Origin of the sequence: Ectobacillus ponti, assembly GCF_024294785.1 — a bacterium.
Classification (GTDB): domain Bacteria; phylum Bacillota; class Bacilli; order Bacillales; family Bacillaceae_G; genus Ectobacillus; species Ectobacillus ponti.
This window is the reverse complement of the sequence record NZ_JANCLT010000017.1, coordinates 16911-30212: the sequence shown is the minus strand read 5'-3', so window position 1 is coordinate 30212 and position 13302 is coordinate 16911. Positions and strand designations below refer to the sequence as shown.

At 50.1% G+C, this 13302-nt stretch carries 17 protein-coding genes; 10 read left to right on the top strand and 7 right to left on the bottom strand.

What is annotated here, in order from left to right; translation table 11 throughout:
• Nucleotides 1-230: 230 nt before the first annotated feature.
• Nucleotides 231-1355 (bottom strand): amidohydrolase, encoded by a 1125-nt coding sequence (locus NK662_RS20920; RefSeq protein ID WP_254760914.1) that lies wholly within the window; start codon nucleotides 1353-1355, stop codon nucleotides 231-233.
• 14 nt (nucleotides 1356-1369) lie between these two features.
• Nucleotides 1370-2269 carry a TIGR01777 family oxidoreductase gene (locus tag NK662_RS20915; protein WP_254760913.1) on the bottom strand — a complete coding sequence of 300 codons (900 nt, stop codon included), beginning with the start codon at nucleotides 2267-2269 and terminating at the stop codon, nucleotides 1370-1372.
• Nucleotides 2270-2351: 82 nt separating this feature from the next.
• On the opposite strand from NK662_RS20915, the gene recX reads away from it, so the two are divergent.
• Together recX and NK662_RS20905 are read left to right on the top strand one after the other, a co-directional pair.
• Nucleotides 2352-3161 carry a recombination regulator RecX gene (gene recX, locus NK662_RS20910; protein WP_254760912.1) on the top strand — a complete coding sequence of 270 codons (810 nt, stop codon included), beginning with the start codon at nucleotides 2352-2354 and terminating at the stop codon, nucleotides 3159-3161.
• 17 nt (nucleotides 3162-3178) lie between these two features.
• Nucleotides 3179-3511: a YfhH family protein gene (locus NK662_RS20905; protein ID WP_254760944.1), complete on the top strand. Its 333-nt coding sequence runs from the start codon at nucleotides 3179-3181 to the stop codon at nucleotides 3509-3511.
• Nucleotides 3512-3762: 251 nt separating this feature from the next.
• On the opposite strand, the gene NK662_RS20900 is transcribed toward NK662_RS20905, so the two are convergent.
• Both NK662_RS20900 and sspK read right to left on the bottom strand, forming a co-directional pair.
• A complete protein-coding gene (locus NK662_RS20900; RefSeq protein WP_254760911.1) occupies nucleotides 3763-3915 on the bottom strand; it encodes a YpzG family protein in 153 nt (50 codons plus the stop codon).
• A 17-nt stretch (nucleotides 3916-3932) separates the two neighbouring features.
• Complete coding sequence (sspK, locus tag NK662_RS20895) at nucleotides 3933-4097, bottom strand: small, acid-soluble spore protein K (RefSeq protein WP_254760910.1); 165 nt, start codon at nucleotides 4095-4097, stop codon at nucleotides 3933-3935.
• A gap of 106 nt (nucleotides 4098-4203) precedes the next feature.
• Here sspK and NK662_RS20890 point away from each other — a divergent pair, with 106 nt between their 5' ends.
• Nucleotides 4204-4470 carry a YfhJ family protein gene (locus NK662_RS20890; RefSeq protein WP_254760909.1) on the top strand — a complete coding sequence of 89 codons (267 nt, stop codon included), beginning with the start codon at nucleotides 4204-4206 and terminating at the stop codon, nucleotides 4468-4470.
• Between the two features lie 47 nt (nucleotides 4471-4517).
• On the opposite strand, the gene NK662_RS20885 is transcribed toward NK662_RS20890, so the two are convergent.
• Nucleotides 4518-5498, bottom strand: a complete 981-nt coding sequence (locus NK662_RS20885; protein ID WP_254760908.1) for a metal-dependent hydrolase — start codon at nucleotides 5496-5498, stop codon at nucleotides 4518-4520.
• Between the two features lie 171 nt (nucleotides 5499-5669).
• On the opposite strand from NK662_RS20885, the gene mutY reads away from it, so the two are divergent.
• Nucleotides 5670-6764, top strand: coding sequence for an A/G-specific adenine glycosylase (mutY, locus tag NK662_RS20880; protein ID WP_254760907.1), 1095 nt, complete (start codon nucleotides 5670-5672; stop codon nucleotides 6762-6764).
• Between the two features lie 34 nt (nucleotides 6765-6798).
• Here the strand turns inward: mutY and yfhS are convergent, their stop codons facing one another.
• Entirely contained in the window at nucleotides 6799-7023 is a 225-nt protein-coding gene (yfhS, locus tag NK662_RS20875) for a mother cell protein YfhS (RefSeq protein ID WP_254760906.1), read from the bottom strand.
• Nucleotides 7024-7168: 145 nt separating this feature from the next.
• On the opposite strand from yfhS, the gene NK662_RS20870 reads away from it, so the two are divergent.
• The 4 genes from NK662_RS20870 (at nucleotide 7169) to NK662_RS20855 (ending at nucleotide 10249) form a co-directional block, all read left to right on the top strand.
• A complete protein-coding gene (locus NK662_RS20870; RefSeq protein WP_254760905.1) occupies nucleotides 7169-7372 on the top strand; it encodes a gamma-type small acid-soluble spore protein in 204 nt (67 codons plus the stop codon).
• Between the two features lie 153 nt (nucleotides 7373-7525).
• Entirely contained in the window at nucleotides 7526-7777 is a 252-nt protein-coding gene (locus NK662_RS20865; RefSeq protein WP_254760904.1) for a YgaB family protein, read from the top strand.
• A gap of 115 nt (nucleotides 7778-7892) precedes the next feature.
• Nucleotides 7893-8423 (top strand): nucleoside tri-diphosphate phosphatase, encoded by a 531-nt coding sequence (ntdP, locus tag NK662_RS20860; protein WP_254760903.1) that lies wholly within the window; start codon nucleotides 7893-7895, stop codon nucleotides 8421-8423.
• Between the two features lie 71 nt (nucleotides 8424-8494).
• A complete protein-coding gene (locus NK662_RS20855) occupies nucleotides 8495-10249 on the top strand; it encodes an ABC transporter ATP-binding protein (protein WP_254760902.1) in 1755 nt (584 codons plus the stop codon).
• A gap of 64 nt (nucleotides 10250-10313) precedes the next feature.
• Here NK662_RS20855 and NK662_RS20850 read toward each other — a convergent pair whose 3' ends face one another.
• A complete protein-coding gene (locus NK662_RS20850) occupies nucleotides 10314-11366 on the bottom strand; it encodes an NAD(P)/FAD-dependent oxidoreductase (RefSeq protein ID WP_254760901.1) in 1053 nt (350 codons plus the stop codon).
• 183 nt (nucleotides 11367-11549) lie between these two features.
• On the opposite strand from NK662_RS20850, the gene NK662_RS20845 reads away from it, so the two are divergent.
• Nucleotides 11550-12392: an ABC transporter ATP-binding protein gene (locus NK662_RS20845; protein WP_254760900.1), complete on the top strand. Its 843-nt coding sequence runs from the start codon at nucleotides 11550-11552 to the stop codon at nucleotides 12390-12392.
• The gene (locus tag NK662_RS20840) at nucleotides 12346-13266 is read left to right on the top strand and encodes an iron-hydroxamate ABC transporter substrate-binding protein (RefSeq protein WP_254760899.1); all 921 of its coding nucleotides are present in this window, start codon (nucleotides 12346-12348) and stop codon (nucleotides 13264-13266) included. Before NK662_RS20845 ends, NK662_RS20840 begins: the two co-directional genes overlap by 47 nt.
• Nucleotides 13267-13302 lie beyond the last annotated feature (36 nt).

Here is a 13302-nt window from a genome sequence, read left to right as displayed (position 1 = left end):
CCTCGCATACGAGGGCAAGTACGCACGCATGGTACATCCCACCCTCGAAATTTTTATATAAATCTCAAAAAATTTCGGGGTGGGAATCGAACCCACTAGAACCAGCACGGGCTGGTGGCTCACCATTTGCCTTCCCCATTAACCAATGTGCGGACACAAGTTGGCTATGGTTTTTTATATTGGGTATATATACGTATAATACTTCATGGTGTTTAAAAAAGAAACTAGTTTTATTTGTCTTTTCTGTAAATGATTTTTCCGTCAATCATGGTCAAAATCGGCTTTGCCAGGTAATGGAACGGATGGTGGGTCCACAGAACAAGATCTGCATCCTTGCCGGGATCCAAGCTGCCGACACGGTCCTGGATACGCAGATTTTTGGCTGCGGTAATGGTGATGCCCCTTAGTGCTGTTTCTTCGTCCAGCCCCTCCCTTACGGCAAGGGCGGCACACAGGTTCAAATACTGAATGGGCGTGTATGGATGGTCGGTGGTGATGGAAATATCAATGCCGTGCTCAGCCAGCACCTGATACGTTTTCCATGTTTTGTTGGTCAGCTCCACCTTTGATCGGCGGGTGAGTGTCGGCCCGACACAAACCTGCAGATTCCGGCCGGCCAGTTCTTCGGCAATGAGGTGTCCTTCGGTGCAATGCTCGATGCGCAAATCGAGATGGAACTCATCGGCAAAGCGGACAGCCGAAAGAATATCGTCGGCCCGGTGAGCGTGGATGCGGACGGGAATTTCACGATTCAGCGCCCGCAGGATGGGGATCATCTGAAAATCTGCTTCGTTGCCGTATTGCTGCGCTTCATAAAAGGCTTCACGCAGCATACCCATAATGCCCATACGTGTAATGGAATCCTTTGCCCCGTGGCTATGTACACGCTTTGGATTTTCGCCAAGCGCAATTTTCAAGCCTGCGGGCTCTTGAATCATCATTTTCGCAATATTTTTGCCGGCTGTTTTAATAACGCAAGTGGTGCCGCCAATGACATTTTGGCTGCCGGGCATCACATGGACAGTCGTAATGCCATGCTGCACAGCATCCTGAAAGCCGATGTCAAGCGGATAGATGCCATCCAACGAGCGGATGTGAGGTGTCAGGACCTCCACGGTTTCGTTGGCATCGTTGCCGGCCCAGCCTGTTCCCTCATCATACAAACCGAGGTGGGTGTGGACGTCTATGAAGCCCGGCAGCAAATGCAAGCCGCCGCCATCAATGATTTCCATGTCCGCCGCCGCCTCAATATTCCGGGCGACGGCTTTGATTCTCCCATCCTCCACCAGCAAATCTCCTTGCAGGTTTCCTGCTGTGATTGGATATATAGTTGCTTGTTTAAATAAGTATTTCATGCTAAACCCCTTAGCTACGTCAAAATATTGTGCAGCGCCTGCTGAAGGTCTGGATATTTGTGTACGTATCCATGCTGCACGGCCCGTTCCGGAAGCACCCGCTGGCCATCCAGCACCAGGGTGCTCATTTCGCCAAGCAGCAGCTTCAGCGCAAAGGCGGGAACCGGAATCCAATGTGGCCTACGGATTACTTTCGCGATAGTTTGCCCAAATTCCTTCATGGTAACCGGCGCCGGTGCCGTTATATTTAGCGGCCCGCGCACAGCTTCGTTCTCGAGTGCAAATGCCAGCATGCCGACCACATCATCCAGGTGCACCCAGGACATCCACTGCCGCCCTGAGCCGACTGTGCCGCCGATGAACAGCTTATATGGCAGCACGATCCGCGGCAGGGCGCCGCCCTTTTGGCCCAGTACGATGCCGAAACGGGTCAGCACGGTCCGTATCCCCATTTCTTCTGCTTTCCCTGCTTCTTCTTCCCAGCGGACAACCGTTTGTGCCAAGAAGTCATGGCCCGGCCTCCGGTCATCCTCAGTAAAGGTTTTGTCCGGCGAAGGACCGTAGTATCCGATGGCGCTGGCGTTGATAAAAACCTTTGGTTTTCTGGGCAACGCCTGCAGCTGCCGCAGAATGCCCTTTACTGTATCCACCCGGCTGTTCAGGATTTGCGCCTTCTTGCTTTCAGTCCAACGACCGCTGTTAATGGGCTCGCCGGCCAAGTTAATGAAGGCGTCCAGAGAACGGATTGGCAAGGCTGGATCTTGCGCGCTCCATTTCAAATACTGAATGTTGCGATTTGCTGATGTGATGCCGCTGTGGCGGGTCAGAATGTAGACAGTGTGCCCCTGTGCCGCAAGATGGGCGGACAGGGCTTTTCCGATAAAACCGGTGCCTCCGGAAATGGCAATTTCCAAGGGGGATCCCTCCCTAACTTATATATATGAAAAGAAAACAGTTTTGAGATGCCTATGCTAAAATAATCATGAGGTGAGAAGCATGACCATCATTACAAAGATTCAGGTGCAGAAGCACTCCAAGGAGCGCTACAGCATTTTTGTAGACAAAGGTGCGGGAGAGGAATACGGCTTCAGTGTGGATGAGAATACTCTCATCAAGCATGAGCTGCGCAAAGGGATGGAGCTTGATGAATTGGGCTTGGCTGAAATTCTGTATGATGAAGAAGTCCGCCGTGCCTACCTGCAGGCCATCCAGTATTTGTCCCGTCAAATGCGCACCCGCCATGAGGTAATTGCTCATCTGAAGGACAAGGAAATCGGCCAAGCCATCATTGGTGAGGTAGTCGGCAAATTGGATGCGGATGGCTATCTGAACGACCGGGAATATGCATTGGCTTATGTGCGCACGCAGTGCAATGTCGGGATGAAGGGGCCGATTCTCATTCGCCGCGAGCTGCAGGAAAAAGGTGTGGATCCTGCTGTAATTACCCATAGTTTACATGAATATCCGCAGGAGAAGCAAATCCGAAACGCTGTGCAGCTCTGTGAAAAAAAACGAAAAAGCTACAGCAGGCTTTCCTTTATCCAACAGAAGCAGAAGCTCGAGGAAATGCTGATGCGCAAGGGCTACGACCGCGGCGTGATCTCCATTTGCATGGAGGAGCTGCAGGAGGAAAAGGATGAGGAGCAGCAAAATGAGGCGCTGCTGCATCAGGCGGGGAAGTATCATGAAAAGTATAAGAAGTACAGCGGATGGGAGTATGAGCAGAAAATGAAAACAGCGCTGTACCGCAAAGGGTTTTCGCTTGAAGAAATTGAGCGATTCCTGCAAGATAAGAATATTGAATAAAGGGGGCATACAGGATGATGAGGGAGCTGCCAAAGCGCTATAGTGAAATGACGGAGCGGGAGCTGCATGAGGAAGTGGCAAGGCTGAAGGAGCAGGCCATCAAGGCAGAGCAGCTGGGCATGGCGAATGAGTACGAGGTGCTGGCGCGCAAGATGATTATGGCGCAGGCCTATATGACAGACGTGAGCCAGTTCGCCGTGGGTGAAACGTATGAAATCACAGAGGAACCGGGCGTTCAGTTCACCATCACGTATTTCAACGGCGTATTTGCCTGGGGCTATCGCAGCGACAATCAGGGGGAGGAAATCGGCGTTCCGATTTCTATCTTTAAAAAACCAGAGAGACGCTGATCTCTCTGGTTTTTGCGGTACGGTGTCGGGCTTTTATGGTTGGCTTGCGGCCAGGGAGAACCTGCCCCCGTTACAGCGAAACTCTGTCTGCAAGTGGTTTTCTTGCAGACAGTAGCTGAGCCAATCGGGCTCTTAGCAGCCGTAGCCCTTTAGGGCGTACGGATGGTTAGAGCGGGAAAAAGGCAAACAGCGCCTTTTAGGGGCCAGAACCTCCCTTCAGCAAGCTGAACGAGCCGGCTCCGCTTTTCGGGTTACCAACGGTGCGCTTTGGCGTTGGTGCGCAGGATGATGCCTGTCTGCGTCACGCGGGTTTCTCCGTTTGCTTGGGAATTCTGGTGCCTGCGGCGTGTAGTATTACGGACAAATAAACCAGAGTGTTCATCAAGTTGATCACGATAGCTCATTACAAGTCACCCCTCGCTTAGAGTTCATTTCTTCTGGATGAAGAATAACGCATGCGTTCCTGTGGATGGGTATTGATGGAACCGTCAGCGCGCTTAGAAGCGAAGCGGCTCTTGGCGCGGGCGCGTTCCTCAATCCGTGCATTGTTATGAGTCTTGACGTTCGATTCCTTGAAATTGCCCAAGCGGATAACCCCCTTGTCCAAAGTTGATACTTGAAGTATCTCTTATAGAGTGTGCAAAACACTGCCGGCTCATAAGCCGTAAAATCTGTCAGAGGAGGCATGAAAAATGAACGACCTTTTTGAAAAATTAACGAATGAACTGCTGCAGAAGAATGAACATTTGTCCTATGCTCAGGCGCGCGCCTGGGTGGAGCTGCTGTGGAGCGATTTTGAAGCATCGTATGCCCGTGTCGGCAAATACCACGGGAACGAGATGACGGAGCAGATCGTTTCCAAGTGGATTGCACAGCATGGTGAGCGGCTGCACCTTGTCCAGACGCAGAATCCCAAATACAAGCATTTGATTAACCAAGAAGATCACCTGAAGCATTAACCAAGCAGCATGCAAGAAAAAAAGCGCTGGATTCAGCGCTTTTTTTCTTATCCTGGCAGCAGCTCCAGCTTCCGGCGCAGCTTTTCCTCGCTGAAAATCCAGCCGGTGTAGGAGCTGACAATCTCCAAATTTTGATTCAGCTGCACGATGGCGACAAACGGATAATAATCCTTGCTGCGGTAGCGCAGGTCAATGAAGCGCACCTCATAGTGGTCGCCGAAGTCGAAAATGTCCCAGCGGTATACAGGCGAGAAGGAAAGGAACGCCGAGATATTTTGGTCCTTGCGGGCAGCTTCAATAACAGGGTTATCCGGCAGCGGCACCCGCTCAAATTTGTCGTGCACCATAATATTGCCGCGGTTCGACCGTGCCACATAGTAATATTTATCTGTCACGATAGCTAGATGATAATGATAAAAGCGGTATGTCGGGGAGATGAGGACCTGCTCGACATTTGTAAATTTCTTTCGGACAATGCTTTCCACGTTTTGCCGCATAATGAAACGGCCGATGTAGTACAGCAAGGTGATCAGATAGGCAGCCATGCAAGTAAACCCGCGTTCTGTTCCCAGAAAGACAAGGATGACCGCTGCCGTATGAATGAGAAAAATGACGCTGTCGAAGGTATTAATGACGCCAAGAGCAACCCATTTGCGGGTGAACGGGCGCAGCGCCTGTGTGCCGTAGGCATTGAAAATGTCCACAAATACATGGAGAAAGACAGCAATAAAGGACCAAAGCAGCAGGTGGGCGTATGGGCCGGCAGGAAAGAAGGCATAGGCCAGAACGCTGATGAGAAAAGACCAAAGCAGGACAGCAGGGATGGAGTGTGTGATGCCGCGATGGTTGCGGATGTACTTCGCATTGTTGCGAAGCTTCAGGACTGTGTCGATATCAGGAATGTTTGAGCCGACAATCGTCGCAAGCATGACGGCCTGCGGACCGACTGCACTTTGTGCGATGACCGGGTCCAGCGTTGCCAAGCCGCCGAGGGTCACACCCATCATGAGATGTGTGGCTGTGTCCATAGTCAGACAACCTCCAATTCGAACTCTTTTCTATACTGTACCCCTTTTTCTTCAATACAAGCAAGGCATTTGCCTTTAATTTCCTGAGGGGAAATGCTTAGGAAATACAGTGTTTTTTCTTTATAATATTATTTATATGTCAATCAGAACGTTCTCATAGGAGGTTATTTTTTGAAGGAGCATTTGGAAATATTGCAGGGCTTTCAGGCTGAGACGTTTCAGCAGGATTTGATCGGCTGGTTTACGGAGGAACAGCGTGATCTGCCTTGGCGCATCAATAAGGATCCTTATCGGATTTGGGTGTCCGAAATTATGCTGCAGCAGACACGCGTAGAGGCCGTGAAGCCCTTTTATCATCGTTTTATGGAAAAGTTTCCGACACTGGAAGCCTTGGCTGATGCCCATGAGGATGAGGTGCTGAAGGCTTGGGAGGGTCTTGGCTATTACTCCCGGGCGCGGAATTTGCATGCGGCAGTAAAAGAAGTGAAAGAAACCTATGGAGGCAAAGTGCCGGATACGCCGGGGGAAATCGGCAAGCTGAAGGGCGTTGGACCTTATACAAAGGGCGCTATCCTGAGCATCGCTTACGGTGTGCCGGAGCCGGCTGTCGACGGCAATGTCATGCGGGTGTTTTCGCGTATCCTATCCATTTGGGATGATATCGCCAAGCCGAAAACGCGCAAGCTGTTTGAGGACATTATACGAGAAGTGATTTCGAAGGAAAATCCATCTTATTTTAACCAAGGATTAATGGAGCTCGGAGCACTCATTTGTATTCCGAAGAATCCGGCTTGTCTGCTTTGCCCGGTCCGCCAGCATTGCCGCGCCTTCCATGAGGGTGTGCAGAAGGAGCTGCCGGTCAAGAGCAAGGCAAAGGACCCGGTCATTGTGCCGCTGGCAGCGGGTATTCTGCGGGCAGAGGACGGCAGGTATGTGGTCAATAAGCGGCCAAGCAGCGGTCTCTTGGCAAACATGTGGGAATTTCCCAATATAGAGCTGCAGGAAGGCGTCAGCAAGCATAAGCAGCAGCTGTCTTACTATGCAAAGGAGAAGTTCGGCCTCGCTGTGGAAGTGGACGAGTTTGTCGGCACCGTGCAGCATAGCTTCACGCACCGCACTTGGGATATTTTTGTGTTCCGGGGTAAGGTCAAAGGCGAAGTGCGGGAGACGGACAGCCTGAAGCTGTTAACCGAAGAGGAGTTTGCCGAGTATACCTTCTCGCGTTCCCATCGCAATATCTTTGAACAATATGTGGTACAAGCTTGAACAGGCAGCCGATTGGCTGCCTGTCTTTTCTCGATCAGTCATATGATACTCTTGTGCCATGCGTCCAATCGGCCTCTGCCCGCTGCATGCCGCCGCGGTCTTCAATTTCCTTAATGATTTCCTTATAGATGGTTTGCCCTTCCACATTCAGATACGGCATCATTTGCTGCAGTGAATGGTGAAAATAAGCAAGCTCGTCCTTCTTCCATTCATTCTTCGGCACCATTGTCAGCTCTGTCATGTCGCGTCCCACATACATACGTATCCCCGCCTTTATGAAAATTTTTCCTTAGTTTGAGTAGGTGAGGTGCGTACTATTCGTCTGAAATTGAAATTTCACAAAAATTTTATCCGGATACTGCCGCTGGGTGCTGGTTACATTATCTGTTGTGGAGGTGAGAATGATGAATAACAACCAACAACAAAAGAACTTTGGTAAAACAGCTTCCGGCACTAGTGTTCAGCATGTGAAGCAATCCAATGCCGGCTACGGCGCTGAGTTTTCTGTTGACACAACTGATGTGCAACACGTGAAGCAACAGAATCAGCAAGCTGAAGCGAAAAAGGCACAAAACTCCGGCCAATTCGGCTCCCAATCTCAACAATAAGGTTGGGCGGGGCACTCTCCTGATTCAGGAGAGTGCTTTTCCATTCGTGTAATTGTGACAGAACTTCCCCCAGACCAACAAATGTAGTCAAAGGAAAACAGAAGTATACTGCGAATACATGGGATAGGACTTTTTTATAAAGGAGAGGGAGAAATGAATGAGTTTGACCGGCTGGTAGGTGAACAACTGAGAACAATGGATCAGCTGCTGGATTTGCAGCTGGAGCTGGAGCGTTGCCAGCAGCTCGAGCAGACATATATGAAGCAAAACGATGCAGCAGGTCTGCAGCAGGTGCAGGAAAACCTCCGGCAGAAAAAGGAGACGCTTTTGCATGTACAGCAAGTGTTTGAAGCGCAGACACAGCAGGTGATTCATTCTTTTCAGCAGGAAAAAGTGCATATGTGAGGGAGAGCCGCTGATAATAAGCGGCTCTTATGTTTTAAAATATTGCCAAAACCGTTATAATAGTAAGAAAAGACTACCAACGGAGCGGCGTCTAAAGAGAAAGAAGGGAGAAAACATGCTTGTTCCCAAGGAAGGAGAAAAGATACAGATACACAGCTATAAGCACAATGGCTTTATTCATAGAATCTGGGAAGAAACAACGGTTCTCAAGGGTTCCCAAAGCTTAGTCATTGGCGCGAATGACCGTACTCTTGTCACGGAATCGGACGGGAGAACGTGGATTACGCGCGAGCCGGCCATCTGTTATTTTCACGGCAGCCAATGGTTCAATATTATCGGCATGCTTCGGCATGACGGTGTATACTACTACTGCAATTTAAGTTCTCCATTTGCCTACGATACAGAAGCCTTAAAGTATATTGATTATGACCTGGACATTAAGGTGTATCCGGATATGACCTATGTGCTGCTCGACGAGGATGAGTATGAGAAGCACCGCAAGCTTATGAATTATCCGGATGTCATTGATACAATTTTAAGGCGGAATGTGGATGCGCTGACACAGTGGATCCACCAGCGGAAAGGGCCGTTTGCGCCCGATTTCATAGATACTTGGTATGAGCGCTACCTAACGTATCGCGGATGATGACAGCCTGCCGGATGGTATACTCGGCAGGTTTTCTTCGTAACATCAAAGAGAGACCAGGGGGGATGCTTATGCAAGGCATCAAAAGGTATTTGCAATTCGTGAAGCCGTATAACGGCCAGATTCTCGCAACCATTGTCATTGGGCTCATTAAGTTTGGGATTCCGCTGCTGACACCGTTGCTGCTGAAATATATTATTGACGACATTATCCAGGCGGAAGGTCCGCTGGCGGATAAAACAGGAAAGCTGCTGACAGTAATGGGGATTGCCCTGTTCATCTTTGCAGTGCTCCGGCCACCGATTGAATATTATCGGCAATACCTGGCGCAAAGCTTGGCCAGCCGGGTGCTCTATGATCTGCGCAAGCATATCTTTGCCCATCTGCAAAAGCTCAGCCTGCGCTACTATTCCAATACGAAAACAGGCGAGGTTATTTCCCGTGTCATTAACGATGTGGAGCAGACCAAAGACTTTGTAATTACCGGCCTGATGAATGTATGGCTGGATACAGCCACTATTTTTATCGCCATCGGCGTGATGTTTTCCATGAGCCCGAAGCTTACCCTGATTGCTTTGCTCATTCTGCCGCTGTATGCGGTGGCAGTCAAATACTTCTTTGCGCGGCTGCGGCAGCTGACCAAAGCGCGGTCGCAGGCGCTCGCTTCCATGCAAGGCTATCTGCATGAACGCATTCAGGGGATTTCGGTCACCCGAAGCTTCGCCTTGGAGGAGTATGAGAAGAAGCAGTTTGACGGAAAGAATCAGGAATTTCTGGTGAGGGCGCTGAATCACACCGGCTGGACGGCCAAAACGTTTTCTTCTGTCAACACGCTGACTGACCTTGGCCCGCTGCTTGTCATCGGGTTCACGGCCTATCAGGTGCTGCATGGCAATCTGACGCTTGGAACCATGGTTGCCTTTGTCGGCTATATGGACAGCTTGTACAATCCGCTGCGCCGGCTTGTCAATTCCTCTACAACGCTGACGCAATCCTTTGCCTCCATGGACCGGGTGTTCGAACTGCTGGATGAGCCCTACGAAATCGAAAGCAGTCCGGATGCTGTGCATAAGGAAGTGATGAGGGGGCAGCTGGCATTTGAGGATGTGGCCTTCCGCTACAATGAGCGTGACCCGTATGCCCTGCAGAACATTTCGCTGGATATCCGGCCGGGGCAGAAGGTGGCGCTTGTGGGACTCAGCGGCGGCGGAAAGTCATCCTTGGTCAGCCTGATTCCGCGCTTTTACGATGTGACTGAGGGAAGCATCCGCATCGACGGCATTGATGTCAGAGATTATGACGTGCACAGTCTGCGCAGCCATATCGGCATTGTGCTGCAGGATAACATTCTCTTCAGCGATACCATCCGGGCCAACATTCTGTACGGCCGTCCGGATGCTTCGGAGGAAGACGTAATTGCAGCGGCAGAGGCCGCGCATGCCCATGATTTTATCATGAGCCTGCCGGACGGCTATGACACTTTGGTCGGCGAACGCGGCGTCAAGCTCTCAGGCGGACAGCGGCAGCGCATTGCCATTGCCCGTGTATTTCTGAAGAGTCCATCCCTGCTTATTTTGGATGAAGCGACATCAGCGCTAGACTTAGAGAATGAGAGATACATTCAGGAGGCCCTGCAGGTGCTGGCAAAGGACCGCACGACCATTATCATCGCCCATCGCTTGTCGACGATTACGCATGTGGATACAATTGTTTACATTGAGAATGGTGAAATCAAGGAAATGGGTTCGCACGAGGAGCTCATGCGGAAGCAAGGCTATTACTACAGCTTATATCACATTCAGAATTTTGAGCATGTACAAGGATGAAGGCAGCCGCTTTCATCCTTTTCTCTTTGTCCAATCCGTCTCCAAGCTGGCTTAAATCCTTGGATCAGGTACGGATCATCTGCTGTATGAGCGCACGGTTCCGCTCCTTAAATGCCTCGTTGTGTGAAGAAACCATAGCGTTTTTCGCGGCATCCGGCTGAATAAACTGCTTGGCCCGGTTCACCGCGTTGGCTGCATCGTGAAATGCCCCGGCAATCAGGTTTACCTTACCTTCATATGCCACAATATCCCCGGCGGCGTAGATGCCGGGCACAGATGATTCGCACGAAGCATTGCCGGCCACATAGTAATTGTCAGCCAAGGCAATATCCAGTTTGCTGGTTGCCAGAAGCGAAGCATCCTGTTCGTAGCCGTGATTAATAATGACTTCATCAACCGGCAAGGAAGCAACATCACCTGTCGCGTGATTTGTCAGCTCCACCATCTGAATGCGGCCATGGTCAACTCCGGCAATGAGCTTGGTGATGGAGGTATTGAACAAGCACTTGGCTGAGCTGTTCAAAAGCTGGGAAACCTGCGCTTCATGTCCAGTCAGCTCCTGCTTGCGATAGGTCAAGTATACCTGCTTGGCCACCGGCACGAGCTCGTTGGCCCAGTCCACTGCGGTGTTGCCGCCGCCGGAGATCATAACGGTCTTATCCTTAAAATGCTGCAGGGATTTCACCGTATAATTCAGGTTAGTCACTTCAAAGCGTTCTGCGCCCTCAATATTCAGCTTCTGCGGATTTAAGATGCCGCTCCCCACTGCAATAATGATTGTCTTGGAGCTGTGCTGCTGCCCGGAAGCAGTCTGCAGCACAAACTGCCCATTCTTATTCCGTTGAATGGATTCTACCTTTTCATTCAGCACAACCGCCGGTCCAAAAGTCAGCCCTTGCTGGACCAACTGTGTCCGCAGGGCTTCACCGGATACAGGAGTCAACCCACCCACGTCCCAAATCATTTTTTCAGGGTAAATGTGCAGCTTGCCGCCGAGCTGCGGCTGATATTCAATCAGCTTTGTCTTCATTCCGCGCAAACCGCTATAAAAAGCAGCATATAATCCCGCCGGACCGCCGCCTATGATCGTAATATCAAATAGATTCTCTTGACACATATCAGCCACTCCCTTACGTTAATCGTAATTGATTATCATTATCATTTGATTATAATGTGTCCGGTTTCTTCTGGCAATATGACAAAAAAGCAATTGACAGGAATGATAAAGTATTATAGATTTACGTTATGAAACTGATAATCATTATCAAATAAACCATCTTACTGACAGGAGGTGGAGACGATGGTTCGTCTACATACGAGTGATTTGAACATCGGCTATGGAGAACGTACCATAGTGGAAAACCTGAATGTGCAGGTTCCAGACCGGAAGATTACAACGATTATTGGAGCAAATGGCTGCGGGAAATCAACGCTGTTGAAGGCCATCGCGCGAATCATCCAGCCCCAGTCCGGCACAGTCATTTTAGACGGGAAGAATATTTTGCAGGAGCCCACCAAGCAATTGGCCAAGAAGCTGGCGATTCTGCCTCAGACACCGGAAAGCGCCGGTGGTCTGACTGTGGGAGAGCTCGTATCCTACGGCCGTTTTCCTTATCAGAAAGGCTTTGGCAGATTGACCAAGCGTGATTATGACATTGTGGATTGGGCATTAGAGGTAACTGGAACAGCAGATTTCAAGTATCGTCCTATTGATGCATTATCCGGCGGACAGCGGCAGCGTGTCTGGATTGCCATGGCGCTTGCGCAGGAAACCGATATTATTCTGCTGGACGAACCAACCACCTATCTGGATATGGCCCATCAGCTGGAGGTGCTGGAGCTGCTGCAGCGGCTGAACACGGAGCAGGGAAGAACGATTGTTATGGTGCTGCATGATTTGAACCAGGCTGCCCGCTTTGCAGATTACTTGATTGCGATGAAGGATGGCCGGGTGGTGAAGGCTGGGCCACCTGAAGAAGTGATGATGGCAGAAACACTGAGAAAGGTATTTCACATACAGGCGGAAATTGGCCGGGACCCGCTGACCAATAAGCCTATGTGTTTGACTTATAACCTACTAAAGGGAGAGGAAAAGTATGAAAAAAATACTTCCGTTCATTCTGTTGCTGGTGCTGCTCGTTAGTGCCTGCGGCAAGCAAACAACAAAAACAGAGGAAACTGCGAGTGCGAAGGAAAAGAAGTCGGGAACCATTACATATCAGTCCGAGAACGGACCGGTAGAGGTTCCTGCTGATCCGAAGCGGGTTGTCATGCTGGCTGGATTTGCAGGAAATGTCCTGGATTTGGGAGTCAACATCGTGGGCGCGGATAAATGGGCGAAAACAAGCCCGCGCTTTGCAGAAGGTCTGAAGAATGCCGCAGAGGTGTCCGACGAGAACCTGGAGAAAATTATGGAGCTGAACCCTGACCTTATCATCGGGCTGTCCAACATGAAAAACGTCGATAAGCTAAAGAAAATTGCACCAGTGGTCACATTCACATGGGGCAAGCAGGATTACCTGAATCAGCATATTGAAATCGGCAAGCTGTTGAACAAGGAAAAAGAAGCGACTGCGTGGGTAGAAGATTTTAAGAAGCGCGCGGAAGCATCGGGTGAAAAGATTAAAGCAAAAATCGGTGACAAGGCTACCGTTTCTGTCATTGAAAACTTTGACAAACAACTGTATGTATTCGGCAATAACTGGGCGCGCGGTACAGAAATTCTATATCAGGCAATGGGCTTGAACATGCCTGAAAAGGTGAAGGCAGACGCACTGAAACCGGGTTACTTTGCAATTTCTGCAGAAGTGCTGCCACAATATGCCGGAGACTATGTCATTTTGAGCAAGTATTCTACAGCGGACAGCTCCTTCCAGCAGACAGAAGCTTACAAGAACATTCCTGCTGTGAAAAATAACCGTGTGTTTGAAATGGATGGCAACGGCGCTTCCTTCAGCGACCCAATTACGCTGGAAGCACAGCTGAAGTTCTTTGAAGAATCTTTCTTGGGCAAGTAAAGTGAGAAAAGGAATTCCGGCAGCCGGAATTCCTTT